The sequence below is a fragment of the Streptococcus cristatus ATCC 51100 genome (assembly GCF_000222765.1).
Classification (GTDB): Bacteria; Bacillota; Bacilli; order Lactobacillales; family Streptococcaceae; genus Streptococcus; species Streptococcus cristatus.
The window spans coordinates 1-26,240 of record NZ_AFUE01000010.1; the positions used below are offsets into that span (position 1 = coordinate 1).

Sequence of the window (26,240 nt, forward strand, 5' to 3'; positions counted from 1 at the left end):
ATTTTTTATTGAGTTTAAACTATTTTGAGTCCATAACTCATTTCCTGTGATTCGTGTAAATAAAAAATGAAAAAGTTTTCATATCTGTGCGCTAAAATACTTGAAAGTGTTTACAATTAGTGATACAATGATAAGTGTAGAAAAATGAAAACGATATTTTCAACAAAAGAAAGGAAACTATATGAACACAGACGACACAGTAACCATTTATGATGTCGCCCGTGAAGCGGGAGTTTCAATGGCGACAGTCAGCCGAGTTGTAAATGGTAACAAGAATGTAAAAGAAAATACACGAAAAAAAGTACTAGAAGTAATTGAACGTCTTGACTATCGTCCTAATGCAGTTGCCCGTGGTTTGGCCAGCAAAAAGACAACTACAGTTGGTGTTGTAATTCCTAATATCACGAATAGTTACTTCTCTACTTTAGCTAAAGGGATTGATGATATTGCCGAAATGTATAAGTACAATATCGTCCTGGCAAACAGCGATGAAGATGATGACAAGGAAGTTTCGGTTGTTAATACCCTTTTCTCTAAGCAAGTAGATGGTATTATTTTTATGGGTTACCATCTGACAGAGAAAATTCGCTCAGAATTTTCACGTTCACGGACACCAGTGGTTCTAGCGGGCACGGTGGATGTAGAACATCAGTTACCAAGTGTCAATATTGATTATAAACAGGCAACGGTTGATGCTGTGGAACTATTGGCTAAACGCAACAAGAAAATTGCTTTTGTCAGCGGTCCTTTGGTAGATGATATCAATGGTAAAATCCGCTTGTCTGGCTACAAAGAAGCTCTGAAGGGCAAGAAAATTTCATACAGCGAAGGCTTGGTCTTCGAGTCTAAATATAGCTATGATGATGGTTATCATCTAGCTGAACGTCTGATTGCTTCAAAGGCAACGGCGGCTTTTGTGACCGGAGATGAGTTGGCAGCAGGTTTGCTTAATGGTTTGGCTGATCGAGGTGTTCGTATTCCTGAAGACTTTGAAATCATTACTAGCGATGATTCGCAAATTGCTCGCTTTACTCGCCCTAATCTGTCTACTATCGGACAACCTCTGTATGACATCGGTGCGATTAGTATGCGGATGCTGACGAAGATTATGCATAAAGAAGAGTTGGAAGAGCGCGAAGTTCTCTTAGCTCATACGATCAATGAACGTAAATCGACTCGTAAATAATAAAATTGATACGGAATGGGACAGAATTAAATTTTGAAAGAATTTAGTTCTGTCTCGTTTTTTGTTTTAGTTAAACACAGTCGCCGAATATAAGAGACTCTGAGTTTCTTCTTTACAGAAATTTAGGTATAATAGAAGTAGGAATGCTGAAATTAGTTCTTGTTCCACTTATTTGACTGACGAAGGTTAAGAAGAAATAGGCTAGTTAGAGCTTGGGATAGATTTTCAGTAAAACGAAAAAATAAAGAAGTGGAAACGCATTTTTCTTATCTTCTTTTTACTAGTAGGCATCATTTATCGTAGCTGTATCAAGGAGAATTTTGTGATTACGCAACTAGATACCAAGACTGTTTATAGCTTTATGGATAGTTTAGTCTCTATCAAAAAATATGTTCAACGGGCCAAGGGCCTGGGCTACAAAAGTCTAGGCATGATGGATGTGGACAATCTTTATGGGGCTTATCATTTTCTAGAGGAGGCAAAAGCGGCAGGACTTCAGCCCTTGCTAGGTCTAGAGATGGAAGTTTTTAAAGATGGAAATCCTCTCAATCTGAGACTCTTGGCTTTGGATAGTCAGGGCTATCGTAATTTGATGAAGATTTCAACTCTGAAAATGATGAATCGTCAAAATTGGGAAGACTTTCAACATCTTTTTAAAGGTTTGGCTCTGATTGTGCCAATCTTTGAGGGCGTGGATCAACTAGATCTTGGCTTAGACTTTTATGTTGGGGTCTTTCCAGATACGCCTAGGCAGGAATTGACTAGGCCAGTCCTGCCCTTGCATACGGTTCGTTACTTTGAGCAAGGAGATTTAGAAACCTTGCAAATGCTGAGGGCGATTCGGGATAATATCAGCTTGCGAGAGGTCGGTCACTTGTCAAGTCATGAATTTTTATTAGCGCCAGAATCTTTAGAGGAAACTTTCGCTGAAAACTTTCCAGAGAGTTTGACCAACTTGGAGAAATTGGTGGCTGGTGTTCACTATGAAATCAATACTGAGTTGAAACTTCCACGCTTTAATCCTGAGCGGCCAGCTGTAGAAGAACTGAGGGAATTAGCTGAGACAGGATTGGCTAAGCGGGGACTTGCGGGTGAAGTCTATCAAGCAAGGTTGGATCAGGAGCTGGATGTCATTCATCAGATGGGCTTTGATGATTATTTCCTTATTGTCTGGGATTTGCTGCGCTTTGGCCGTAGTCAAGGTTATTACATGGGGATGGGCCGTGGCTCTGCAGTTGGCAGTCTGGTGGCCTATGCTTTGGAAATTACAGGTATTGACCCAGTAGAAAAGAACCTACTGTTTGAACGTTTCCTAAATCTAGAACGCTATACCATGCCCGATATTGATATTGATATTCCCGATGTGTATCGGCCAGAGTTTATCCGCTATGTCCGAGATCGCTACGGCAGCATGCATGCGGCTCAGATTGTGACCTACTCAACCTTTGGGGCTAAGCAGGCCATCCGAGATGTCTTTAAGCGCTTTGGTTTGCCAGAGTACGAGCTGACCAATATGACCAAAAAAATCGGCTTTCGAGACAATTTAACCACTGCTTATGAGCGAAATATAGCTTTTCGTCAGATTATCAATAGCAAACTAGAATACCAGAAGGCCTTTGAAATTGCCAAAAAAATCGAAGGCAATCCACGTCAGACCTCAATCCATGCGGCAGGTGTCGTTATGAGCGATGATGATTTGACCAATCAGATTCCCTTAAAATATGGGGAAGACATGTATATCACCCAGTACGATGCCCACGGTGTCGAAAGCAATGGACTGCTTAAGATGGACTTTCTGGGCCTGCGCAATTTAACCTTTGTCCAGCAGATGAAAGAAGCAGCTCTAGACAAATACGGAGTTGATATTGATATTGCTCGTATTGACCTGGAAGATGAGGAAACTCTCCGCCTCTTTGCAGCGGGTAATACCAAGGGTATTTTCCAGTTTGAACAAGCGGGTGCCATCAGTCTTTTGAAAAGAGTCCAACCTGTAAAGTTTGAGGAAGTAGTAGCTACCACCTCTCTCAATCGTCCTGGAGCTAGTGACTATATTGATAACTTTGTCAAGCGCAAGCATGGTCGCGAGCGCGTGGAGATGATTGATCCGAGCTTGGAGGATATCTTGGCACCAACCTATGGCATCATGCTTTACCAAGAGCAGGTCATGCAGGTAGCCCAGCGCTTTGGTGGCTTTAGTCTGGGGAAGGCCGATATTTTACGGCGAGCAATGGGCAAGAAAAATGCTGCTGAAATGCATCAAATGGAGGAAGAATTTGTTAAGGGAGCTGTCAAACTAGGGCACTCAGAGACCAAGGCTAAGGAAGTCTTTGCGGTCATGGAGAAATTTGCCGGCTATGGCTTCAACCGTAGCCACGCCTATGCTTACTCGGCCCTAGCTTTTCAGCTGGCTTATTTCAAGGCTCATTATCCAGACATCTTCTTTGATGTTATGCTCAACTACTCGAGCTCGGATTATATCACGGATGCACTCGGCTTTGGCTTTGAGCTAGCTCCCTTGACCATCCATAACATTCCCTATAAAGATAAGTTTCAGGAGCGAAAAATCTATCTTGGCCTGAAAAATATCAAGGGCTTGCCAAGGGATTTTGCATTCTGGATCATAGAAGAGCGTCAAAAAAATCCCTTCAGCAGTGTGGAAGATTTTATCTTACGCCTGCCGCAGAGTTATCATAAGTTGCCACTTTTAAGTCCTTTGGTGCAATTGGGACTCTTTGATGTCTTTGAGCCCAATCGGCAGAAGATTTTGCACAATCTACCGAATCTTTTTGTCTTTGCAGATGAGCTGGGGAGTTTATTTGCTGATACTAGCTATTCATGGACGGATTCCGAGGATTTTACTGCTGCAGAAAAGTTTGAGCAGGAGCAAGCCTTGATTGGAATTGGCCTTAGTGATCACCCGCTCATTAGCCTAGCCAAGAAAGCCAATCGTTCTTTTGTCTGGATTGAAGAGCTGGCCGATAATAGTAAGGCGACCATTCTAGTTGAAGTCCAGTCTATCAAGGTTATTCGCACAAAAAATGGTGAAAACATGGCCTTTATGCAGGTGACAGATACCAAGAAAAAGTTGGATGTCACTTTATTTCCTGAAGTTTACCGTCGTTTTGCCAAGCAAATCCAAGAAAAAGGCTATTACTATCTGACTGGAAAAATTCAGGAGAGGGATGGCCGACTACAGATGGTTCTAGCAGAGGTGGAGAAAGCAAGCTCAGAACGCTTTTGGATCCAATTAGCTGATACTAGTCATGACAGGCAGATTGCGGAGATCCTACAGCGATACCCAGGGGATATTCCCGTGGTGCTACGCTATGAGAATGACAAGAAAACGGTTCCTGCATCAGGCTTTCAAGTTCAAAAATCAGACCAACTTCAAGCTGAACTAGAAAATTACAGCATGAAAACGGTTTTTCGGTAAAAAATCAGGAAAATAAGAGAATTTTTATTCTGATTGTGGTATAATCTATAAGAATGTTAAAAAGATAAAGGAGCATATTACGAAATGAAACGTATTGCTGTTTTGACCAGTGGTGGAGATGCCCCTGGTATGAATGCTGCTATTCGTGCAGTCGTTCGTAAAGCAATTTCCGAAGGAATGGAAGTTTATGGGATTTATGGCGGCTACGCTGGAATGGTTGCTGGTGATATTTATCCACTTGATGCAACTTCAGTTGGAGACATTATTTCTCGTGGAGGAACTTTCCTTCATTCAGCGCGCTACCCTGAGTTTGCAAAACTTGAAGGGCAATTAAAGGGAATCGAACAACTGAAGAAACACGGTATAGAAGGTGTAGTTGTTATCGGTGGAGACGGTTCTTACCATGGTGCGATGCGCTTAACAGAGCATGGCTTCCCAGCTGTTGGTGTACCTGGAACTATTGACAATGACATTGTCGGAACAGATTTCACTATCGGTTTTGATACTGCTGTTACAACTGCAATGGACGCGATTGACAAGATCCGCGATACATCATCCAGTCACCGTCGTACTTTCGTTGTTGAAGTAATGGGACGTAACGCTGGTGATATTGCACTTTGGGCAGGTATTGCTACAGGTGCAGATGAAATTATCATTCCTGAAGAAGGCTTCAAGATTGAAGATATCGTTGCCAGCATCAAACGTGGCTATGAAAAAGGTAAGAAGCATAATATCATTGTTCTTGCTGAAGGTGTTATGTCAGCAGATGAGTTTGGTAAAAAGCTGAAAGAAGCTGGTGATACTAGCGATCTTCGTGTGACTGAACTTGGTCACATCCAACGTGGTGGCTCACCAACTGCTCGCGACCGTGTATTGGCTTCTCGTATGGGAGCGCATGCTGTTAAACTACTTAAAGAAGGTATCGGTGGTGTTGCCGTAGGTATCCGTAATGAAAAAATGGTGGAAAGCCCAATCTTGGGAACTGCTGAAGAAGGCGCACTCTTTAGCCTGACTGCAGACGGCAAAATCGTTGTCAACAATCCACACAAAGCTGATATCGGCTTAGCAGAGCTCAATCGCAGCATTAATATTTAATTGGTCAATCAGGGGCGAAATCCCCAAATAGTAGAAGGAGTTTCTTAATATCATGAACAAACGCGTAAAAATCGTTGCAACTTTAGGTCCTGCGGTAGAAATCCGTGGCGGTAAAAAATTCGGTGAAGACGGATACTGGGGTGAAAAACTGGACGTTGAAGCTTCAGCTCAAAATATTGCAAAATTGATTGAAGCAGGGGCAAACACTTTCCGTTTCAACTTCTCACACGGTGACCACCAAGAACAAGGTGAGCGTATGGCAACTGTTAAACGTGCGGAAGAAATCGCTGGTAAAAAAGTTGGTTTCCTTCTTGACACTAAAGGTCCAGAAATCCGTACAGAACTGTTCGAAGGTGACGCAAAAGAGTACTCATACAAAACTGGTGAAAAAATCCGCGTTGCGACAAAACAAGGAATCAAATCAACTCGCGATGTGATTGCTTTGAACGTTGCTGGTGGACTTGATATCTACGATGATGTTGAAGTAGGTCGCCAAGTATTGGTTGACGATGGTAAACTTGGTCTTCGCGTTGTAGAAAAAGACGATGCAAACCGTGAATTTGTAGTTGAAGTTGAAAATGACGGTGTTATCGCTAAACAAAAAGGTGTAAACATCCCTAACACAAAAATTCCTTTCCCAGCTCTTGCTGAACGTGATAACGATGACATCCGTTTCGGTTTGGAACAAGGTATCAACTTCATCGCGATTTCATTCGTACGTACTGCAAAAGACGTCAACGAAGTTCGTGCAATCTGTGAAGAAACTGGTAACGGACATGTTCAATTGTTCGCTAAAATCGAAAACCAACAAGGTATCGACAACTTGGATGAAATCATCGAAGCTGCTGACGGTATCATGATCGCTCGTGGTGACATGGGTATCGAAGTACCATTCGAAATGGTTCCAGTTTACCAAAAAATGATCATTACTAAAGTCAATGCAGCTGGTAAAGTTGTTATTACAGCAACAAACATGCTTGAAACAATGACTGAAAAACCACGTGCAACTCGTTCAGAAGTATCAGACGTATTTAACGCTGTTATCGATGGAACTGACGCTACAATGCTTTCAGGTGAGTCTGCAAACGGTAAATATCCACTTGAGTCAGTAACTACAATGGCTACAATCGATAAGAACGCTCAAACTCTTCTTAACGAATACGGACGTTTGAACTCAGATACTTTCGAACGTAACTCTAAGACAGAAGTTATGGCTTCAGCTGTTAAAGATGCTACTAACTCAATGAATATCAAATTGGTTGTTACTTTGACTAAGACTGGTCACACTGCTCGTTTGATCTCTAAATACCGTCCAAATGCTGATATCTTGGCATTGACATTCGATGAATTGACAGAACGTGGCTTGATGTTGAACTGGGGTGTTATCCCAATGTTGACTGAAGCTCCATCATCAACTGATGATATGTTCGAAATCGCTGAACGTAAAGCAGTTGAAGCAGGTCTTGTTGAGTCTGGTGACGATATCGTTATCGTTGCAGGTGTACCACTTGGCGAAGCTGTTCGTACAAACACAATGCGTATCCGTACAGTACGTTAATTTATTTCATAGTATGCAAAAACCGATAGATCCATTCTATCGGTTTATTTTTTGTTCTAGAGTTTTTTTATTTTGTAATTATGAAAACTTCAAAATAAGAATAGTAACATTTTGCATATCAAAAAAGAGAAGATCCTTATTATCCTCTCCAGATTTTTGACTTTTCAATCGACCACAGTTAATAAGGAGTCAAAGAACCAATAGTGTAAAGATGATAATTATGGATTATCGTTATATTATTGGTTAATAATGGATACTCTCTATATCACTTTTTCTCTTTTCTAGATTCTAATACCCAACCGATGATCCAGCAGCAGACGAGCAGGTAATTTTCAATCCAGCCCAGTAGGTTGGCTTGATTCGCCTTTTCCAGATAGCCTAGCAGATGGTTGGTTCCAAAGCCCAGTCCACCCAGAATCAGTGCTAGCAAGGTCATACGCAGATAGAACCAATCATACTTTATGTTGGCGGCAATGACTAAAGGCAGAATAGCCAGATTCCAGAAACCAATTTCCCGCTGCCAGTAGGGAGCTAGACCATAGATGGACTCATTGCCCAAGAGCTGGGGCTGGAAAATCTGGATTATAGCCGCGCCCAGCATAGCTAAGATCAGTAAAATGAAAGTCACTCGTAAAAATTTATTCATACCTGTCTCCTTTCTTCTTTGTAGATTATAATGTTTTTGAAAATGATTTTCAAGTTTTCATTTTTTACAAAAGAAATCTCTAATAAAATATTTTACAAGCAAGTCCTATCTTTTTGGGTGCTTTTGTGGTATACTAGATTAGTTGCAGAAATACAGTTTTTCTATTCAGTGGGAACTAGCGACCGAGTCGGCGCTTTTTTAGTGCCTGGACTTGAGAGACCATATTTATGAAGAGAAGAGCGAATACTCTCAGAAAATCGAGACTTAGCAAGAGACATGTACTTGGTATGCTTCGGTTATTGAGTATCAAAAGCCTTATAAGGTGGCTTCGCACCGCCTTTAGAAAGAAGAAGAACATTGAAATTTAATGAATTACATTTATCTGCTGAATTACTAGCAGAGATTGAAAAAGCTGGCTTTGTAGAAGCAAGCCCTATTCAAGAGCAGACAATTCCACTTGCTATGGCAGGTAAGGATGTTATTGGTCAGGCCCAGACAGGGACAGGAAAGACAGCGGCCTTTGGCTTCCCAACTCTGGAGAAGATTGATACAGATAATCCTGCTGTGCAGGCTTTGATTATCGCTCCAACCCGTGAATTGGCTGTGCAGAGTCAGGAAGAGCTGTTCCGTTTTGGCCGCAGCAAGGGTGTCAAGGTGCGTTCTGTCTACGGTGGCTCTAGCATTGAAAAGCAAATTAAGGCCCTCAAGTCTGGTGCTCATATCGTCGTAGGAACACCTGGTCGTCTTTTGGATTTGATCAAACGCAAGGCGCTTAAGCTGAATCATATTGAAACCTTGATCTTGGACGAAGCGGATGAAATGCTTAACATGGGCTTTTTGGAAGATATTGAGTCTATCATTTCCCGTGTGCCAGAAGAGCGTCAGACCTTGCTCTTTTCAGCGACCATGCCGGATGCTATCAAGCGTATCGGTGTCAAGTTTATGAAGGAGCCTGAGCATGTCAAGATTGCTGCTAAAGAGCTGACGACGGAGCTGGTAGATCAGTATTATATCCGTGTCAAGGAAAATGAAAAATTTGATACCATGACCCGCCTGATGGATGTGGAGCAGCCTGAGCTGTCAATCGTCTTTGGCCGGACCAAGCGCCGGGTGGATGAGCTGACTCGTGGCCTGAAAATCCGCGGTTTCCGAGCAGAGGGTATTCATGGTGATTTGGACCAAGGCAAGCGCCTCCGCGTTCTACGCGACTTTAAAAACGGCAATCTGGATGTCTTGGTGGCGACAGATGTGGCCGCGCGTGGATTGGACATTTCTGGTGTGACCCACGTCTACAACTACGATATTCCGCAGGATCCAGAAAGCTATGTTCACCGGATTGGTCGGACTGGTCGTGCTGGTAAGTCAGGTCAGTCTATCACGTTCGTAGCGCCAAATGAAATGGGCTATCTGCTGATTATCGAAAATCTGACCAAGAAGCGTATGAAAGGCCTTAAGCCAGCGACTGCGGAAGAAGCTTTCCAAGCTAAGAAAAGAGTTGCCCTTAAGAAGATTGAACGCGATTTTGCTGACGAAAGCATCCGTTCTAACTTTGATAAATTCAGTAAGGATGCCCGCAAGCTGGCAGCAGAATTCAGTCCAGAAGAGCTGGCTATGTATATCCTCAGCTTGACGGTACAGGATCCGGATACCCTTCCTAAAGTAGAAATCGCCCGTGAAAAACCATTGCCATTTAAACCGTCTGGCGGTGGCTTTGGCGGAAAAGGCAAGGGAGGTCGTGGCAACGGTCGTCGAGGCGACCAAGGCCGTGATCGCCGTGGTGGACGCGAAGATCGAGAGGGCGGCCGCCGTGACTTTAAACGTAAGTCAAACAAGAACAGTCGCGACTTCGAAAGCAGAGGAAATAAACGCCCACAACGTACTTCCAGCGAAAAGAAAACCGGCTTTGTTATCCGTAATAAAGGCGATAAATAAAAAAATCCGATGTCAGCTGATATCGGATCTTTTTATTGAAAATAATTTGAATATCTTTCAAGATTTGTTTGAAAATAGTATAATGAAAACGCATAAACAAACAATAATCTATTTTTTTGAAAAAAAGTATACATTTTTTTGTTTATATGAAAAAATTGTAGTATAATGATATAAGCAATGGTGCATGGACATTAAAGTGATTTGAGGTGTTCAAGGAACCTAAGAAATCAAAGGGGAAACTTTGATGAGACGTCTCTAGACATCAACAACAAGGAGGATTGTACATGAAGGAAAGTCGTCATAAAGTGATTTTACAAGAGCTGGACCAGACGGGAGTTGTGTCTGTAAAGAACCTTAAGGAATTGCTGAATGTAACAGATATGACCATTCGGCGAGATTTGATTGATCTTGAGAAACAAGGACTTTTGATTCGGGTGCATGGTGGGGCTCATAAAAAGGTGAAAGATAGCTTGAATGAAGCTTCGCACTCTGAAAAAACAATGTTAAATATCGAAGAAAAGAAGCTGATTGCTAAGAAATGTGCTGATTTGATTGCTGAAGGAGACACAGTTTTTATCGGATCGGGTACTACAACGGATTTTATCGGCGATTATTTAGAGGGGAAAAATATCAGTATTGTAACCAATTCACTCCCTATTTTCGAAAAGTTGAAGGATTATCCTAATTTTGATTTGATTTTGATCGGAGGACGCTATCGGGTTAAGACCCAGACTTTTGTGGGGCAGTTTGCCAATAAACTTTTACGAGAAATCAAGGTATCGAAGGCCTTTATTGGAGTGAACGGAATTGACGGCCACAATGTGACGACTGCCAATGAAGAAGAGGGGAATGGGAATGCCATTATTCTCAACAATGCAATTGAGAAATACATTGTTGCAGATAATAGCAAATTTGATAGCTATTCTTTCTATAGTTTTTACCGTTTGGACAATATTGATGCGATTGTAACGGATGACCATATCTCTCCGAAAGTGAGAGCAAAATATAGTTCTTACACCAAGGTTCTCTGATTTGAACGCGTTGTCATGAATGTTAATTTAAGATTCTGAAAGCTGCGAATTTCGCAGCTTTTATTTCGTGTTTCAAATGAATTGCATTTAACAGTGGATGCAAAGTTCCTGTATATCAACTTAGACTTGCTAAGGATATTTTTATGACTCGTGTTATTCCTTAACAATTCAGAATGACGAAATGTTCTATCTTCATATGAACATTAAAATTTTAAGTTATTAGATAAATAAACAAAAAATAACAAAACAAACTATTGACAGCGCTATCACATAATGATATAATTAATTAAACGAACAAAAAGAAACAAAAGGAGAGATGATAAAATGGCGCTTGCCAAATTATTTGATGAAAATCTAGTGTTTTGTTTACATGCAGAAAATCAAGAAGATCTTTTTCATCAAGTAGCTGATTTGTTAGAAGAAAGAGAAGTTGTAACTTCTTCTTATCGAAATGCTTTACTTGAAAGAGAAAAGGCGTTTCCAACCGGATTGGATATGGAATTTTTAGGCAAGGACTTGCCGAATGTTGCCATACCTCATACGGATATTGCGCATAATTTGACTGAAAATGTGGTAGTTGTTAAGCTAGATCAGCCTGTAACCTTCCACAATATGATTTCTCCTACGCAAACCGTTGAAGTGTCTCTCTTGTTCTTTATTATCAACAACTCTAGCTCAAGCCAGACCAATATCTTAGCACAGTTAATGGATTTCTTCACTAGTGAAGGAAATCTAGCTGGTTTAGCTTCTTTGAACTCAAAAGAAGAGTTGTTCCAATATATTTCAAAAGTTATTAAATAAATAAATAAATCGGAGGATTTTATTATGATTAAAATTTTAGCAGCCTGCGGAGCAGGGGTAAACTCAAGTCACCAAATCAAGAGTGCTCTTGAGGAAGAGTTGTCAAACCGCGGTTATGATGTACATTGTGATGCCGTGATGGTTAAGGATGTCAATGAAGATCTAATGCAAGGTTATGATATCTTCACACCAATCGCTGCAACAGATCTTGGTTTTGAACCAGGAATCCCAGTTATCGAAGCTGGACCAATCTTGTTCCGTATTCCTGCAATGAGCGCTCCAGTCTTTGACAATATTGAAGCAGCTATTAAAGAGCATGGACTAAGTTAATCTATTCTTTATCTTGTTAACATTCATATAACAAAAAAAGGGAGGAATTATTATGGATGTCATTATTGACCTAGCCAATAAGATTTTCAAGCCAGTCTTGGAAATGGGTGGTCCTATCATCATGCTGATCATCTTGACAGTATTGGCCTTACTATTTGGAGTGAAATTCTCCAAAGCGCTTGAAGGTGGTATCAAACTTGCCATCGCTCTTACTGGTATCGGTGCCATCATCGGTATGCTCAACGGAGCTTTCTCAGCATCACTTGCTAAATTCGTTGAAAACACTGGTATCCAGTTGAATATCACAGACGTTGGTTGGGCACCACTTGCAACCATCACTTGGGGTTCTCCATGGACCTTGTACTTCTTGCTCATCATGCTCATTGTCAATGTGGCAATGTTAGCTATGAAAAAAACAGATACATTGGACGTGGATATCTTTGATATCTGGCACTTGTCAATTACTGGCTTGCTCATCAAATGGTATGCAGATAAGAGCCATGTAAGTCCTGCTGTGTCACTCTTGATTGCAACTTTAGCAGTTGTCTTGGTTGGTGTCTTGAAGATTATCAATTCTGACTTGATGAAACCAACTTTTGATGATTTGTTGAATGCACCAAGCTCATCTCCAATGACTTCAACTCACATGAACTACATGATGAACCCTGTTATCATGGTTTTGGATAAGATTTTTGACAAATTCTTCCCTGGGTTGGACAAATATGACTTTGATGCTGCCGCTTTGAACAAGAAAATCGGTTTCTGGGGATCTAAATTCTTCATCGGTTTCCTTCTTGGTGTGGTTATCGGTATCATGGGAACTCCGCACCCAGTAGCAGGTGTAGAAGATGGCAACACATGGCAATTGGTTATTAAAGGATGGTTGTCTCTTGGTTTGACTGCCGGTGTCTGCTTGGAGCTCTTCTCACTTATCGGATCATGGTTTATCGCAGCCGTTGAACCACTTTCACAAGGTATTACAAACGTAGCAACAAAGCGTCTACAAGGACGTAAATTCAACATCGGTCTTGACTGGCCATTTATCGCTGGTCGTGCAGAAATCTGGGCCTGCGCTAACGTACTTGCCCCAATCATGTTGATTGAAGCAGTTCTGCTTTCTAATGTAGGGAACGGTATCTTGCCATTGGCTGGTATCATCGCAATGGGTGTGACACCTGCCCTTCTGGTTGTTACTCGTGGTAAATTGCTTCGTATGATTGTCTTTGGAACACTCTTGTTACCACTCTTCCTTCTTTCAGGTACCCTGATTGCACCGTTTGCAACAGAACTTGCTAAAGGCGTAGGTGCCTTCCCTGAAGGAGTTAGCCAGTCTCAATTGATCACTCACTCAACACTTGAAGGACCAATCGAAAAACTTTTGGGCTGGACTATTGGTAATACTACTACAGGTGATATTAAAGCTATCATTGGTGCTATTGTCTTCCTTGGTGCTTATATTGGAATCTTTGCTTGGTACAGAAAGCAAATGATCAAACGGAATGCAGAATATGCAGCAAAAGCAAAATAATATCCGTTAACTATTGTTAAATATTGTAAGACTAGGGAAGCTAGATTGTCCATTTCCAAATGGGAATGTTGATAATCTAGCTTTTCCTATGTGATGAATACTAAGCAGAGAGAAGTCAGAAGCCTGCCTTTTTCTCTGAAGTAGAGAGGAGATTTGGATGGTAATCGCGCTAGAAAATGATGAATTGACAGTGCAGTTTGAGAAATTGGGAGGAGCGCTTTCTTCAATCAAGGATAAGGATGGTGTAGAATACCTCTGGCAGGGTGATGCGACCTATTGGAGTGGTCAAGCTCCAGTTCTTTTCCCTATTTGTGGGAGTTTGCGCAATGACACCGCTCACTATGGATTAAAAGATGGTCAAGAAGCGAGTGGAGTCATTCCTCGGCATGGGCTCGTTCGCAAGAAAGAATTTGAATTAGTAGAACAAACGGATACGAGTGTGACTTTTGCTATTGAGGACACAGAGGAGATGTTTCAGAACTATCCCTATCATTTCCGCTTATCAATTCGCTATAGCTTGACTGGTAAGAAGCTTCGCACCCAGTATATTGTAGAAAATCTTGGAGATAGTGGCGCTATGCCGTACTTCATCGGAGGCCATCCCGGCTTTAACTGCCCATTATTTGATGATGAAAAGTATGAGGATTACTATTTGGAGTTTGAACAGGAAGAAACCTGCAGTGTTCCTCTCTCTTATCCTGAAACTGGTATGTTAAACTTTCTGGAACGTACAAGCTTCCTAGATCATCAAAAAGAACTAGATTTGGACTATGCTATCTTTGCTAAAGATGCAGTGACCCTTGATGAGCTAAAATCACGGACTATTGCTCTTCGTTCTCGGAATCATGATAAAGGGTTACGTTTGGATTTTCAAGAATTTCCAAATCTAATTATCTGGTCAACTATTAACAAAGGGCCATTTATAGCCTTGGAACCTTGGTCAGGTTTGTCGACCTCGTTAGAAGAGGGAGATTATTTAGAAAGCAAGAAAAATGTCCGTCTACTCCCAGCAGGAGAAAAAGAAGAAATTGGATTTGATATTACTATTTTTTAAAGAAAAATTTTAAAAATGTTTAAAAACAAACATATAATGTTGACAGCGAACATAAAATGTTGTATTATAAACTTGTGAATCAAATAACGTTTAATGTTTTAAAACATTTTAGTTCATTATATAGAAAATTAAAGGAGGACTTAATATGTCTATTATCATTGGTGCAGATGCTGCAGGTTTGAGATTGAAAGAAGTTGTGAAAGACTTCTTGGAAAAAGAAAACTTCCACGTAGTGGATGTTACGGCTGAAGGTCAAGACTTTGTCGATGTGACTCTTGCTGTTGCTGCAGAAGTAAACAAAGAAGAACAAAACCTTGGTATCGTGATTGATGCCTATGGTGCTGGCCCATTCATGGTCGCAACTAAGATTAAAGGAATGGTTGCCGCAGAGGTTTCAGACGAACGTTCAGCTTATATGACTCGTGGCCACAACAACTCACGTATGATCACTATGGGTGCAGAAACTGTTGGTGATGAATTGGCGAAAAACATTGCTAAAGGATTTGTTAACGGTAAATACGATGGTGGCCGTCACCAGATTCGTGTCGATATGTTGAACAAAATGTGCTAATACTCTTCAAAAATCAAGATAATCTGTCGTCAGCTCACTTTAGCTAACTTCAGTTATGCTCGCAGCTCGCTTCCTAAGCTAATCTTGATTTTTCTTGAGTAAGGATAAATGATATGAGATTTATATAATTAATCGGAGGGAATAACTAATGAGAATTGCAATTGGATGTGACCACATCGTAACAGATGAAAAAATGGCGGTTTCAGAATTTTTGAAATCAAAAGGACATGAAGTCATTGACTTTGGTACCTACGATCATGCTCGTACACACTACCCAATTTTTGGTAAAAAAGTGGGGGAAGCTGTAACTAGCGGTCAAGCTGATCTTGGGGTATGTATCTGTGGTACTGGTGTTGGTATCAACAACGCTGTAAATAAAGTTCCAGGCGTTCGTTCTGCTTTGGTTCGTGATATGACAACAGCTCTTTACGCTAAAGAACAGTTGAATGCCAACGTTATTGGTTTTGGTGGAAAAATCACTGGTGAATTGCTCATGTGCGATATCATTGAAGCTTTCATCAATGCTGAATACAAACCATCAGAAGAAAACAAAAAATTGATTGCTAAAATTGAGCACGTTGAAAGTCACAATGCTCATCAAGCAGATGCAAACTTCTTTACAGAATTCCTTGAAAAATGGGATCGCGGTGAATACCACGACTAAGAGGTGACGCATGATTTTAACTGTCACAATGAATCCATCCATTGATATTTCCTATCCTTTGGATGAATTGAAAATTGACACTGTCAACCGTGTGGTGGATGTGACCAAGACAGCTGGTGGTAAAGGTCTCAATGTTACACGAGTTCTTTCAGAATTTGGTGATTCTGTTGCTGCTACTGGTTTAGTTGGGGGTAAACTTGGTGAGTTTTTAGTAGAGCATATCGATGATAAAGTAACGAAACGTTTCTTCTTGATTCAAGGAGAGACTCGTAACTGTATTGCTATTCTACACGGAGACAACCAAACTGAAATTCTTGAGAAAGGGCCTGAAGTTCTTGAACAAGAAGGTCAAGATTTTTTGGCTCATTTCGAGAATCTCCTTGACACTGTGGCAGTAGTGGCTATCTCTGGTAGTTTGCCAGCAGGTCTTCCAGTTGACTACTATGCAAACTTGGTAGAACTTGCTAATCGCGCAGGAAAACCAGTTGTTCTGGATTGCTCAGGCGCTGCTCTTCAGGCGGTTCTTGAATCACCACACAAACCAACAGTTATCAAACCAAATAACGAAGAATTGTCTCAACTTCTTGGAAAAGAAGTTTCAGAGGATTTGGATGAATTAAAAGAAGTTCTTCAAGAGCCTCTATTTGCAGGGATTGAGTGGATTATCGTTTCACTTGGTGCAAATGGTGCTTTTGCAAAACATGGGGATACTTTCTACAAGGTAGATATTCCAAGAATTCAGGTAGTTAATCCTGTCGGATCTGGAGATTCTACTGTAGCAGGGATTTCATCAGGACTTCTTCATAAGGAATCAGATGCAGATCTTCTCATCAAGGCAAATGTCCTTGGTATGCTCAATGCTCAAGAAAAAATGACAGGTCATGTCAATATGGCTAACTATCAAGGTCTATATGAACAATTAATAGTAAAAGAGGTATAAAATGGCTTTAACAGAACAAAAACGCAAATATTTGGAAAAACTCTCTGACGAGAACGGCATCATCTCAGCTCTTGCCTTTGACCAACGTGGTGCTTTGAAACGCCTCATGGCTCAATACCAAACAGAAGAACCAACAGTTGCTCAAATGGAAGAACTCAAAGTCTTGGTAGCAGATGAATTGACTAAATACGCATCCTCTATGCTTCTTGACCCTGAGTACGGACTTCCAGCTACAAAAGCGCTTGCACCAAATGCTGGTCTTCTCCTTGCTTACGAAAAAACTGGCTACGACACAACTAGCACTAAACGTTTGCCAGACTGCTTGGATGTTTGGTCTGCCAAACGCATCAAGGAACAAGGCGCGGATGCTGTTAAGTTCTTGCTTTACTATGACGTAGACAGCTCTGACGAACTCAACCAACAAAAACAAGCCTACATCGAACGCATCGGCTCTGAGTGTGTGGCAGAAGACATTCCATTCTTCCTTGAAATATTGGCTTACGATGAAAAGATTGCTGACGCAGGTTCTGCAGAATACGCTAAAGTGAAACCACACAAGGTTATCGGTGCTATGAAAGTCTTCTCAGACCCACGCTTCAACATCGATGTCTTGAAAGTGGAAGTTCCAGTCAATGTTAAATACGTTGAAGGCTTTGGCGATGGTGAAATCGTGCATACTCGTGAAGCAGCAGCAGCTTTCTTCAAAGCACAAGATGAAGCAACTAACTTGCCATACATCTACTTGAGTGCGGGTGTATCTGCGAAACTTTTCCAAGAAACTCTTGTCTTTGCCCACGAATCAGGTGCAAACTTCAACGGAGTTCTTTGCGGCCGTGCAACCTGGGCTGGATCAGTTGAAGCCTACATCAAAGACGGTGAAGCAGCAGCTCGTGAATGGCTTCGCACAACTGGATTTGAGAACATTGACGAACTCAATAAAGTTCTTCAAACAACAGCGACTTCATGGAAAGAACGTATCTAATTTAATCTTGATGTAGAACTCAAAAAACGTAGTAAGTTTCAGGACTTGCTACGTTTTTCTTCTATATAAGCTAGTTTTTCAGCTCGTTTCTTCTTTTTGAAGAGGGATTCAGCCGACATGGCTGCAGATTTGTCGGGATGCTCCTCTTGATAGATGAGTGTGACGGGCAATCGGGCGCGAGTGTACTTGGCTCCTTTTCCAGCCTGATGTGTTTTTAGACGAGCTTCTACATCGGTGGTATAGCCTGTATAGAGGGTGCCATCCCCGCATTCAAGGACGTACATATAGGCTTTATTTTCCATAGTAAATCTCTTGAATTTCTGGCGTATAGCTGCCGTCTTGCTCGTGGATAAAGAGAGGCGGGAGGATCTTCAGGCCGTCCGGTGAACCATCTTTAATAGCTTCAATTAAGAGCATATTGGCTTCTCTCCCCTGCTTGGGATAGACAAACTGGATGCGCTTGGGCGCTAGATTATGGTTTTTCATGGTTTCTAAAATATCTAAAAAGCGATCTGGCCGATGAACCATAGCTAAGCGGCCATTGGACTTGAGAACTCGCTGGGCAATCGTGCAAATCTCTTCTAAATTCGTAGCAACTTCGTGACGCGCCAGCAAATAATGTTCACTGCCGTTGAGATTGGAATGTTCATCAACCTTGAAATAGGGAGGATTGCAGAGAATGATGTCAACCTTACTGCCAGATATATAGGCGCCTAGATTTTTCAAGTCGTCATGGATGACCTGCATCTGTTGAGTAAGGTGATTTAATTCAATGGAACGCTGGGCCATATCTGCCAAACGTTCCTGAATTTCCACCGCTAGAATCTGGGCCTGAGTCCGTGTGCTAGCAAAGAGACCAACAGCCCCGTTTCCAGCGCAGAGATCAACGATGAGCCCTCGTTTGGGTAATTTTGGAAAGCGAGAAAGCAGGACACTATCGACTGAATAGCTAAAAACCTCGCTATTTTGAATGATTTTTATATCAGTGGAAAAGAGTTGGTTGACTCTTTCCCCGTCTTTTAATTTTGATTCTGTCATACCAACATTATAGCATGATTAAGTGCTATTCCAAAGGAGAAAGAGAAATTTTATAGGAAAAAACACCTGACAGACATAGTCAGGTGCGAATTTTAGTTGAATTCATATTTTTGCTTGATAGTACAAGCGATGAAAATTCCGATAAAGAAAACCATGAGAATCAGATAGACTGGCAAGGTTGCGGCTGTCAGCGTCGCAATTTCCAAAAGGTGTTGCAGGACAAAGGCGGATAGATAGAAGCCTGCGACTGAAAAAATGATCAGAAGAGCGCGCCAGAGGTTGAGTGGCAGGCAGGCCCGAATGACTGACAAGAAGCTGATGCTGCCTAGCAAGTAGTAGGTCAGGGTGGACATTTCTATGTCGCTCCAGCCATGGCTGCTGCCCCAGATACGGACAAATAGCACGCTGAAGATAATCATGAGGGAACTTGGCAGAGCTAGCTGCAGGGAGCGTTTGAGGAAGTGCTTTTCAACCGGCTTAATATTGCGCTCAAAGGTGAGGACAAAGGGTGGGAAGCCTTCAACAAACTGGTCAATCAAGGTGATTTGAATCGGAATGAATGGGAAAATCAAGAGGTATTCCGTTTTTCCTAGCAGGATACTGGCGATACAGATAATAGCCAGGATAAAGGAATAGATCGTCTTGATGAAGAAAATCGGAGCAATCCGGCCAATATTGTTAACAACCCGGCGGCCTTCAAAAAGAATCTCAGGTACATCGTTAAAGTCGGAATTAAGAAGGACTAAGTTGGCAATCTGCCGAGTTGCGGGGTCGCCCTCCGCCATGACGATGGAACAGTCAGCTTCGCGTAAAGCCAAGATATCATTAACCCCATCTCCGGTCATGGCTGTTGTCCGACCAGCGGCTTTAAGAGTCTGGATGAGCAGCTTCTTCTGATGGGGAGAAACACGGCCAAAGATGGCTGTTTCTTCTGCTTGCTCAACCAGTTCTTGATCGCTGATTTTAGAGCAGTCGATGTAGCTGGCGTAGTTGGCAAATCCAGCCTGGCTCGCAATATGTGAAACGGTCACAGGATTGTCACCAGAGATGATTTTCAGATCAACATCCTGAGAGCGCAGGTAGTCCAGTGTCTCAGCCGCTCCCTCACGAATAGGATCAGTGATTTCCAGAACAGCCAGAGCAATCATATCTTCAGGCAGTTGGATGCTGTGTTTGTCTAGCACTTGGTCGCTGTGAGCCAGCACCAAAACCCTCGATCCGCGTTTTTGAGCCTCTCCAACCGCTGCAGGATTGCTATCCAGCAGCATTTCTGGTGCCCCCAAAAAGATAGTTCCAACACTTGATAAATGCATAGCGCCCCATTTTCGGTCACTAGAAAATGGGATGACATTGTCGCTAGTATAGGTGTGTTCTAAATGGCCGTATCCCTTGCGGATAGCCTGAGCAGTTGGGTTATTATCCTCGCTGGTTTGGATGTAGGCTGCTAAGATTTGACTGACTGTCTCATCAGAAAACTTATCTGACAGACTATGCAAGGCTTCAACAGTCATCTTACCTTGGGTAATTGTCCCGGTCTTGTCCAGGCAGAGAGTATCCACCCGAGCTAAGGTCTCAACAGAATACATTTCCTGAACAAGCACTTTGCGCATACCTAGCTTAATGACAGCTGTCAGAAGTGACGTGACTGTCAGCAGGGCGATTCCTTTGGGGAGCATACCCAAAAGGGCTGTCGAGCTGGTAATGACAGAGTTTTTGACAGGCAGTCCCTTTATCATCAGGGCTTCAAAGAAGAGTGCCAATCCGAAGGGAATGATGATTTTTCCAGTAAAGCGGGAAATTTTCGCAAGATTGTATAGAATTCGCGAGTTGATAGGCTTGAGAGTTTTAGCCTCAGTCATGAGCTTGTTGGCATAGTTGTCTGCACCGACATGATGCACCTCAGCATAGATTTGCCCACTAGCCAGAAAGCTACCAGACAGCAGCTCGGCGCCTTTTTCCTTGAGAACCAAATCACTCTCACCTGTCAGCATGGCTTCATTGGCCTCTGCAACACCCTCTACTACACGGGCATCACTGGGAATCTGCTCACCGGCTGACAGCTTGATCAGATCGCCCAGTACAATTTCTTCCGGCTGAATCTTGACTTCCTGACCGTCGCGGATGACTGTGACCAGCTCTCGGCTGACTAGATTAAGCTTGTCAATCATGTGTTTAGCCCGCAGCTCCGTGATAATACCAGTGACGGCGTTAAAGCTGATGACGGCGAAGAAGACCAGATTGCTCCAGGCTTGGACAGAGACCAAGGCCAGAGCGATCACAAAGTTAAGGGCATTAAAAAGGGTGAAAACATTCCGCTTAACGATTTGCCAGTTACTAGTACTGGTGTCACTTGTAAAATCGTTGGTCAAGCCCTGCGAAATCTTTTCATCTACTTGGGTTTGGTTTAAACCAATTAATTCTTTCTTGTTCATGAGATTAATGATACCATTTTTTTATGGAAATGGCTATCCGAATCAGCTGTTACAGCCAAAGTTTGGAAAAATATTGCAGACTATAATAGGATAGGGTATAATGAGAAAGGATGTAATCAATTTCAAGTACAATCACAGTTTGAAATAAGGAGAGTTTATGTTTTATACCTATTTGAGAGGTCTTGTGATTTTTATTCTCTGGGCTTTGAACGGAAATGCCCATTACCATAATAAAGAGAAGATTCCTTCACAAGATGAAAACTATATCTTAGTGGCTCCTCACCGAACATGGTGGGATCCAGTTTATATGGCTTTTGCGACCAAGCCCAAGCAGTTCATTTTCATGGCTAAGAAACAGCTCTTTGAAAATCGGGTGTTCGGCTGGTGGATTCGTATGTGTGGTGCCTTTCCCATCGACCGAGAAAATCCTGGACCGTCAGCGATCAAGTACCCAGTCAATATGCTGAAAAAGAGCAATCGTTCCCTGATTATGTTCCCGAGCGGAAGCCGCCATTCTACGGATGTCAAGGGAGGAGTAGCAGTGATTGCTAAGATGGCTAAGGTCCGTATCATGCCTGTAGTCTATGCTGGTCCCATGAGCCTCAAAGGCTTGGCAGCTGGGGAGCGCGTGGATATGAACTTCGGTAATCCAATTGATATTTCGGATATCAAAAAGATGAATGATGAAGGAGTTGAGGAAGTAGCTCGCCGGATTCAGGCAGAGTTTGACCGCTTGGATGCAGAAGTAGCGCCCTACCAGACAGGTAAAAAACCAAATATCTTCTGGCGGATTTTACGAGCAATTGCCTTTATTCCAGCAGCATTGATTGGTATTCTAACTTTCATTTTTAGTTTCCTTGCAAGCTTTGTCTGGGATCCAGATAAGCATAGAAAATAATGCTAACAGCTTTTAGATTTTTATCTAAAGGCTGTTTTAGTTTTTCTTATTTATATTTGGAACTTTGTTTCAGATTTTTCTAATTTTCCTTTTCTTTTACGAATATAAAGATAAAGGAGAAAAATTATGTTTGAAGAAATAGTTGAGAAATTAAAGGAATACAAGATTTTTGTTGGACTTTCCTTGTTGGGAATCATCTTTGCTGGCTTTTTCTTGCTGAAGGGCAACGCTCAGCCACAGAATCAGGTCAGCGCACTGGCTCAGGAAGTGGTTACATCAGCTTCATCTGAAACCAATGCAGAAAAAAGAAGTGCGAATCAAGAAAAAATCGATTCAGAAAAAGATATGGATTCAGAGGAATCTGAGAAAGAAGTCACCGTTGATGTCAAAGGTGCTGTCAAAAATCCAGGAGTTTATCAGTTGCGGGCAGGAGCGCGTGTGCATGATGCCCTACAAAAAGCAGGTGGCCTATTGCCAGATGCCGAGTCAAAATCCATCAACCAAGCACAAAAATTAACAGATGAGGCAGTTGTCTATGTAGCTAAAGTCGGTGAGGAAGGAGCAGATGTGACGCAAGCTAGTCAGACGCCCGCTGGAAATGGGGGAACAGAGAAAGGAAAGTCTGACTTGGTCAATCTCAATACGGCGACCGAAGCTGAACTTCAGACAGTTTCAGGCATCGGTCAAAAGAAAGCGCAAGACATCATTGCTTATCGGGAAGCCAATGGTAAGTTTAAGTCAGTAGACGAGCTGAAAAATGTTTCAGGAATCGGTGCAAAAACCTTAGAAAAGTTAAAAGACTATGTCACAGTGGATAAATAAATTTCCCATCAAACCAATCTATTTTTGTCTTTTGCTGGTGCTGACCTACTTTGCGATTTACACTAGTAGTCTGTCAGCTTATCTAGGTTTGGCAGTTCTCCTTGTTCGGCTCTTTTGGCTTTATTCGACTAGAAATAGTCTGCTTGTTTTGGTGTTCTTGAGTCTCTTTGCAGGATTTTTCCTATTTCGGAGAGAAATGGCTAATAAAGCCTTTCGAGATGAACCGGAAACCATTTCTACCATTGTGATCAAGCCAGATACAATTAAAGTCAATGGCGATTCGCTTTCTTTTCGTGGTTATTCCAATGATCGAACCTATCAGGCCTTTTATAAAATCCAGTCAGAAAAGGAAAAACAAGCTTTTCAAAAGCTGAGCGATCAACTCCTTGTGAAGATTGATGGAGAACTCAGTTTAGCAGAAGACCAGCGCAATTTTTCAGGTTTTGACTATCGAGCTTATCTGAAAACGCAGGGGATTTACAGGATTTTGAAAATCAATCAAATCAAGTCTACTCAGCAATTTAGCAGTCTTAATCCTTGGGACTGGTTGTCGGTTTGGCGGAGAAAAGCTTTGGTTTATATCAAAGAAAACTTTCCTAGCCCCATGAGCCACTATATGACTGGACTTTTGTTTGGTGACTTGGATACAGATTTTGCCGAGATGAATGAGCTTTATTCCAGTCTGGGGATTATCCACCTCTTTGCCCTATCTGGCATGCAGGTCGGCTATTTCATGGATGGTTTTCGCAAGCTTCTCCTCAAATCTGGTTTAAAAAGAGAAACTGTTGATTGGATACAGCTCCCTTTTTCCTTTATCTATGCAGGTTTAACGGGCTTTTCAGTGTCAGTCGTGAGGAGTTTAGTACAAAAGCTGCTCTCGCAGTTTGGTGTGACTAAGTTGGACAACTTTGCTTTGACAATCATGCTTCTAGCCATTTTTATGCCCAATTTTCTCTTGACGACGGGTGGCATTCTTTCCTGTGCCTATGCTTTTGTCATTTCTGTCATGGATTTTGAGCATTTACCTCCCGTGCGAAAGGTGCTGGCAGAAAGTCTGACTATTTCACTGGGAATTTTGCCGATTCTGATTTTCTATTTTTCCGAATTTCAGCCTTGGTCTGTTCTGCTGACTTTTCTATTCTCAGTAGTTTTTGATCTTTTTATGCTTCCAGCCCTGACCTTTATTTTTGTCCTATCACCTCTTTTGAAAATCACTCAGGTCAATGTCTTGTTTGAACTGCTGGAAGAGTTGATTCGTTGGACGGCGTCTATTTCCTCACGGCCAGTGGTTTTTGGTCAGCCATCTATCTGGATGATGCTAGGCCTGCTTATCACACTTGGCTTGCTCTATGATTTTCGCAGACAGAAGAAAGTTGTGACCTTACTTAGCTTGGTTCTTGCTCTGCTATTTTTCCTTACTAAACATCCTCTACAAAATGAAATTACAGTCATTGATATTGGGCAGGGAGATAGCATTTTCTTACGTGATTGGTGGGGGAAATCTGTTCTGATTGATGTGGGTGGTCGAGTGGAGATTGGCAAAAAAGAAGCTTGGCAGAAGCGGGTTTCTTCGACAAATGCAGAAAAGACCTTGATTCCCTACCTGAAAAGTCGGGGAGTGAGCCGCTTGGATGTGCTGGTTTTGACCCACACGGATACCGATCACATGGGTGATATGTTGGAGGTGGCCAAGCATTTCTCTATAAAGGAAATTTACGTATCTAAGGGAAGTTTGACCCAGTCGGATTTTGTGGAGAAATTGGAGCGGATGCAGACGGGAGTTCATGTGGTAGAAGTAGGAGATAGACTTCCAATTTTTGATGGAGCCCTGCAAGTTCTTTATCCTGAGGAGACGGGCGACGGCAGTAATGACGACTCTGTCGTCTTATATGGACAATTTTTTGGAACCAGCTTTTTGTTTACGGGAGATTTAGAGGAGAAAGGCGAAGCTACCTTGATGCGGCGTTTTCCGCAACTCAAGGTGGATATCTTAAAAGCAGGACACCACGGTTCTAAAGGATCCTCTAGCCCAGAATTTTTACATCAGCTTCAGCCCAAAATTGCCCTCATTTCTGCCGGTAAGAATAACCGCTACAAGCATCCTCATCAGGAAACTCTGGACAGATTTGAGAACATTCAGACACAGATTTTTCGTACAGATGAACAAGGAGCTATTCGCTTCAGTGGCTGGGATTCATGGGAAATCGAAACGGTAAAGTAACCCCTGTTTCCTTTCTCTGAGAGTGAGCCAGGATTAACTTACCTTGATTTCGAGCTAAAATTATGATACAATGAATTCTGTTAATAAAAATTTAGAGGAGATTTCTATGTTTTCTGCTTATAAAAAATTTTGGACTCGTTATGCAGACTTTAGTGGTCGTTCAAGCCGTTCAGATTACTGGTGGGTTGTCCTATGTAATTTTTTGATTTCTCTACCATTTTCGTTGATTGCCTTTTTCGGCTTCCTCATTCCACTTTTTAGTGAAATTTATTATGCGGGATTGTACGATTATGAACCTGATTTATCTGGAGCTATGGCTGGCGCTGGTTTAGCTGTGTTCATCATGTTCTTGCTTACCATCTATTGGCTTGCAACGATCGTTCCCTATCTTGCTATCACAGTTCGTCGTCTTCGCGACGCTGGCTTCCACTGGGCATTTATTTTTCTGGGAGTAGGGCCAACAATAGCTTCTTTCATTCCAGTTTTGAATATTTTAGCTGCTTTGGTTTCTCTGCCATGTGGTATTGCTCTGATTGTCTTGCTTTGCCAAGCTAGCAAACCAGCTCAGCCAGTTAATGGGGCTCCTTATGGTCAACAAGGCTTCCAAGGTCAGCAATTTGGTCAAGCTCAACAACCAGTTCAAAACCAACAGTTTGCTCAACCAGGATTCCAAGGACAACAACAGCCGACACAAAACCAACAATTTGGTCAAGTTCAACAGCCAGCTCAAAGCCAACAGTTTAGTCAGCCTGCTAGCCAAGAGCAACCATTTGCTCAGCAACAAGCACCAGTTCAAAATCAAGGATTTGGTCAGCCTCAGCAACCTTTTGGTCAGAATCAAGTGAACCAGCCAACTCAACCGTTTGCTGCTAGCCAAGCCCAAACTCAAGAGTCAACCCAATCAGCCTTCTCAGCATCAGTTTCAGAACCAGCTGAATCAGTTCATTCAGTAGAAGCTCATCAGTCTCAAGCTGAAACTGCAGAACAAGCTCTGGGAACTGCTTCTGAACAAATCAATAGCTCGGAGTCAATCTCTCAATAAAATCTATAAGATATCGACCCTAGATAGTTTCAATCT

General features: G+C 42.1%; 22 protein-coding genes. 18 read left to right on the forward strand and 4 right to left on the reverse strand.

Annotated features, from left to right (window positions below):
- Positions 1–181 precede the first annotated feature (181 nt).
- From ccpA to pyk, 4 genes are all read left to right on the forward strand, one after another.
- Positions 182–1,186, forward strand: a complete 1,005-nt coding sequence (gene ccpA, locus HMPREF9960_RS08870) for a catabolite control protein A (RefSeq protein ID WP_005590686.1) — start codon at positions 182–184, stop codon at positions 1,184–1,186.
- A gap of 322 nt (positions 1,187–1,508) precedes the next feature.
- Positions 1,509–4,619: a DNA polymerase III subunit alpha gene (locus HMPREF9960_RS08875; RefSeq protein ID WP_005590684.1), complete on the forward strand. Its 3,111-nt coding sequence runs from the start codon at positions 1,509–1,511 to the stop codon at positions 4,617–4,619.
- An 84-nt stretch (positions 4,620–4,703) separates the two neighbouring features.
- A complete protein-coding gene (gene pfkA, locus HMPREF9960_RS08880; RefSeq protein ID WP_005590682.1) occupies positions 4,704–5,714 on the forward strand; it encodes a 6-phosphofructokinase in 1,011 nt (336 codons plus the stop codon).
- A gap of 52 nt (positions 5,715–5,766) precedes the next feature.
- Positions 5,767–7,272 carry a pyruvate kinase gene (gene pyk, locus HMPREF9960_RS08885; RefSeq protein ID WP_005590680.1) on the forward strand — a complete coding sequence of 502 codons (1,506 nt, stop codon included), beginning with the start codon at positions 5,767–5,769 and terminating at the stop codon, positions 7,270–7,272.
- A gap of 265 nt (positions 7,273–7,537) precedes the next feature.
- Here pyk and HMPREF9960_RS08890 read toward each other — a convergent pair whose 3' ends face one another.
- Entirely contained in the window at positions 7,538–7,918 is a 381-nt protein-coding gene (locus HMPREF9960_RS08890) for a hypothetical protein (protein WP_005590678.1), read from the reverse strand.
- A 357-nt stretch (positions 7,919–8,275) separates the two neighbouring features.
- Here HMPREF9960_RS08890 and cshA point away from each other — a divergent pair, with 357 nt between their 5' ends.
- The 10 genes from cshA to lacD all read left to right on the forward strand — a co-directional run bounded on the left by cshA (position 8,276) and on the right by lacD (position 17,751).
- A complete protein-coding gene (cshA, locus tag HMPREF9960_RS08895; protein WP_005590675.1) occupies positions 8,276–9,850 on the forward strand; it encodes a degradosome RNA helicase CshA in 1,575 nt (524 codons plus the stop codon).
- Positions 9,851–10,134: 284 nt separating this feature from the next.
- On the forward strand, positions 10,135–10,881 hold the full coding sequence (locus HMPREF9960_RS08900) for a DeoR/GlpR family DNA-binding transcription regulator (protein ID WP_005590674.1): 747 nt from the start codon (positions 10,135–10,137) through the stop codon (positions 10,879–10,881).
- A 324-nt stretch (positions 10,882–11,205) separates the two neighbouring features.
- Entirely contained in the window at positions 11,206–11,682 is a 477-nt protein-coding gene (locus HMPREF9960_RS08905) for a PTS sugar transporter subunit IIA (protein WP_005590673.1), read from the forward strand.
- Between the two features lie 24 nt (positions 11,683–11,706).
- Entirely contained in the window at positions 11,707–12,012 is a 306-nt protein-coding gene (locus tag HMPREF9960_RS08910; protein WP_005590672.1) for a PTS sugar transporter subunit IIB, read from the forward strand.
- Between the two features lie 52 nt (positions 12,013–12,064).
- Positions 12,065–13,540, forward strand: a complete 1,476-nt coding sequence (locus tag HMPREF9960_RS08915) for a PTS galactitol transporter subunit IIC (protein WP_005590671.1) — start codon at positions 12,065–12,067, stop codon at positions 13,538–13,540.
- A 157-nt stretch (positions 13,541–13,697) separates the two neighbouring features.
- Positions 13,698–14,594, forward strand: a complete 897-nt coding sequence (locus HMPREF9960_RS08920; RefSeq protein WP_005590670.1) for an aldose 1-epimerase family protein — start codon at positions 13,698–13,700, stop codon at positions 14,592–14,594.
- Positions 14,595–14,739: 145 nt separating this feature from the next.
- On the forward strand, positions 14,740–15,165 hold the full coding sequence (lacA, locus tag HMPREF9960_RS08925; RefSeq protein WP_005590669.1) for a galactose-6-phosphate isomerase subunit LacA: 426 nt from the start codon (positions 14,740–14,742) through the stop codon (positions 15,163–15,165).
- A 148-nt stretch (positions 15,166–15,313) separates the two neighbouring features.
- Positions 15,314–15,829, forward strand: coding sequence for a galactose-6-phosphate isomerase subunit LacB (lacB, locus tag HMPREF9960_RS08930; protein WP_005590668.1), 516 nt, complete (start codon positions 15,314–15,316; stop codon positions 15,827–15,829).
- A gap of 10 nt (positions 15,830–15,839) precedes the next feature.
- The gene (locus HMPREF9960_RS08935) at positions 15,840–16,769 is read left to right on the forward strand and encodes a tagatose-6-phosphate kinase (RefSeq protein WP_005590667.1); all 930 of its coding nucleotides are present in this window, start codon (positions 15,840–15,842) and stop codon (positions 16,767–16,769) included.
- Between the two features lies 1 nt (position 16,770).
- Positions 16,771–17,751 carry a tagatose-bisphosphate aldolase gene (lacD, locus tag HMPREF9960_RS08940; protein WP_005590666.1) on the forward strand — a complete coding sequence of 327 codons (981 nt, stop codon included), beginning with the start codon at positions 16,771–16,773 and terminating at the stop codon, positions 17,749–17,751.
- A gap of 38 nt (positions 17,752–17,789) precedes the next feature.
- Here the strand turns inward: lacD and HMPREF9960_RS08945 are convergent, their stop codons facing one another.
- The 3 genes from HMPREF9960_RS08945 to HMPREF9960_RS08955 form a co-directional block, all read right to left on the reverse strand.
- Positions 17,790–18,053 carry a GIY-YIG nuclease family protein gene (locus HMPREF9960_RS08945; RefSeq protein ID WP_005590665.1) on the reverse strand — a complete coding sequence of 88 codons (264 nt, stop codon included), beginning with the start codon at positions 18,051–18,053 and terminating at the stop codon, positions 17,790–17,792.
- The gene (locus HMPREF9960_RS08950; RefSeq protein WP_005590664.1) at positions 18,043–18,789 is read right to left on the reverse strand and encodes a tRNA1(Val) (adenine(37)-N6)-methyltransferase; all 747 of its coding nucleotides are present in this window, start codon (positions 18,787–18,789) and stop codon (positions 18,043–18,045) included. Before HMPREF9960_RS08950 ends, HMPREF9960_RS08945 begins: the two co-directional genes overlap by 11 nt.
- A gap of 92 nt (positions 18,790–18,881) precedes the next feature.
- Positions 18,882–21,221 carry a cation-translocating P-type ATPase gene (locus HMPREF9960_RS08955; RefSeq protein ID WP_005590663.1) on the reverse strand — a complete coding sequence of 780 codons (2,340 nt, stop codon included), beginning with the start codon at positions 21,219–21,221 and terminating at the stop codon, positions 18,882–18,884.
- A 157-nt stretch (positions 21,222–21,378) separates the two neighbouring features.
- Between HMPREF9960_RS08955 and HMPREF9960_RS08960 the strand changes: the two genes are divergently transcribed.
- From HMPREF9960_RS08960 to HMPREF9960_RS08975, 4 genes are all read left to right on the forward strand, one after another.
- Positions 21,379–22,119 carry a lysophospholipid acyltransferase family protein gene (locus HMPREF9960_RS08960; RefSeq protein WP_005590662.1) on the forward strand — a complete coding sequence of 247 codons (741 nt, stop codon included), beginning with the start codon at positions 21,379–21,381 and terminating at the stop codon, positions 22,117–22,119.
- Positions 22,120–22,245: 126 nt separating this feature from the next.
- Positions 22,246–22,941, forward strand: coding sequence for a helix-hairpin-helix domain-containing protein (locus HMPREF9960_RS08965; RefSeq protein WP_005590661.1), 696 nt, complete (start codon positions 22,246–22,248; stop codon positions 22,939–22,941).
- The gene (locus HMPREF9960_RS08970) at positions 22,922–25,162 is read left to right on the forward strand and encodes a DNA internalization-related competence protein ComEC/Rec2 (RefSeq protein ID WP_005590660.1); all 2,241 of its coding nucleotides are present in this window, start codon (positions 22,922–22,924) and stop codon (positions 25,160–25,162) included. The genes HMPREF9960_RS08965 and HMPREF9960_RS08970 overlap by 20 nt, the downstream gene beginning before the upstream one ends.
- A 106-nt stretch (positions 25,163–25,268) precedes the next feature.
- Positions 25,269–26,204, forward strand: coding sequence for a DUF805 domain-containing protein (locus HMPREF9960_RS08975; RefSeq protein WP_005592493.1), 936 nt, complete (start codon positions 25,269–25,271; stop codon positions 26,202–26,204).
- Positions 26,205–26,240 lie beyond the last annotated feature (36 nt).

Excerpts from the sequence above, each read along its gene's own strand:
- ccpA (WP_005590686.1), top strand. The coding sequence starts at position 182 with ATGAACACAGACGACACAGTAACCATTTATGATGTCGCCCGTGAAGCG.
- pfkA (WP_005590682.1), top strand. The coding sequence starts at position 4,704 with ATGAAACGTATTGCTGTTTTGACCAGTGGTGGAGATGCCCCTGGTATG.
- pyk (WP_005590680.1), top strand. The coding sequence starts at position 5,767 with ATGAACAAACGCGTAAAAATCGTTGCAACTTTAGGTCCTGCGGTAGAA.
- HMPREF9960_RS08890 (WP_005590678.1), bottom strand. The coding sequence starts at position 7,918 with ATGAATAAATTTTTACGAGTGACTTTCATTTTACTGATCTTAGCTATG.
- HMPREF9960_RS08900 (WP_005590674.1), top strand. The coding sequence starts at position 10,135 with ATGAAGGAAAGTCGTCATAAAGTGATTTTACAAGAGCTGGACCAGACG.
- HMPREF9960_RS08905 (WP_005590673.1), top strand. The coding sequence starts at position 11,206 with ATGGCGCTTGCCAAATTATTTGATGAAAATCTAGTGTTTTGTTTACAT.
- HMPREF9960_RS08910 (WP_005590672.1), top strand. The coding sequence starts at position 11,707 with ATGATTAAAATTTTAGCAGCCTGCGGAGCAGGGGTAAACTCAAGTCAC.
- HMPREF9960_RS08915 (WP_005590671.1), top strand. The coding sequence starts at position 12,065 with ATGGATGTCATTATTGACCTAGCCAATAAGATTTTCAAGCCAGTCTTG.
- HMPREF9960_RS08920 (WP_005590670.1), top strand. The coding sequence starts at position 13,698 with ATGGTAATCGCGCTAGAAAATGATGAATTGACAGTGCAGTTTGAGAAA.
- lacA (WP_005590669.1), top strand. The coding sequence starts at position 14,740 with ATGTCTATTATCATTGGTGCAGATGCTGCAGGTTTGAGATTGAAAGAA.
- lacB (WP_005590668.1), top strand. The coding sequence starts at position 15,314 with ATGAGAATTGCAATTGGATGTGACCACATCGTAACAGATGAAAAAATG.
- HMPREF9960_RS08935 (WP_005590667.1), top strand. The coding sequence starts at position 15,840 with ATGATTTTAACTGTCACAATGAATCCATCCATTGATATTTCCTATCCT.
- lacD (WP_005590666.1), top strand. The coding sequence starts at position 16,771 with ATGGCTTTAACAGAACAAAAACGCAAATATTTGGAAAAACTCTCTGAC.
- HMPREF9960_RS08945 (WP_005590665.1), bottom strand. The coding sequence starts at position 18,053 with ATGGAAAATAAAGCCTATATGTACGTCCTTGAATGCGGGGATGGCACC.
- HMPREF9960_RS08950 (WP_005590664.1), bottom strand. The coding sequence starts at position 18,789 with ATGACAGAATCAAAATTAAAAGACGGGGAAAGAGTCAACCAACTCTTT.
- HMPREF9960_RS08955 (WP_005590663.1), bottom strand. The coding sequence starts at position 21,221 with ATGAACAAGAAAGAATTAATTGGTTTAAACCAAACCCAAGTAGATGAA.
- HMPREF9960_RS08960 (WP_005590662.1), top strand. The coding sequence starts at position 21,379 with ATGTTTTATACCTATTTGAGAGGTCTTGTGATTTTTATTCTCTGGGCT.
- HMPREF9960_RS08965 (WP_005590661.1), top strand. The coding sequence starts at position 22,246 with ATGTTTGAAGAAATAGTTGAGAAATTAAAGGAATACAAGATTTTTGTT.
- HMPREF9960_RS08970 (WP_005590660.1), top strand. The coding sequence starts at position 22,922 with ATGTCACAGTGGATAAATAAATTTCCCATCAAACCAATCTATTTTTGT.
- HMPREF9960_RS08975 (WP_005592493.1), top strand. The coding sequence starts at position 25,269 with ATGTTTTCTGCTTATAAAAAATTTTGGACTCGTTATGCAGACTTTAGT.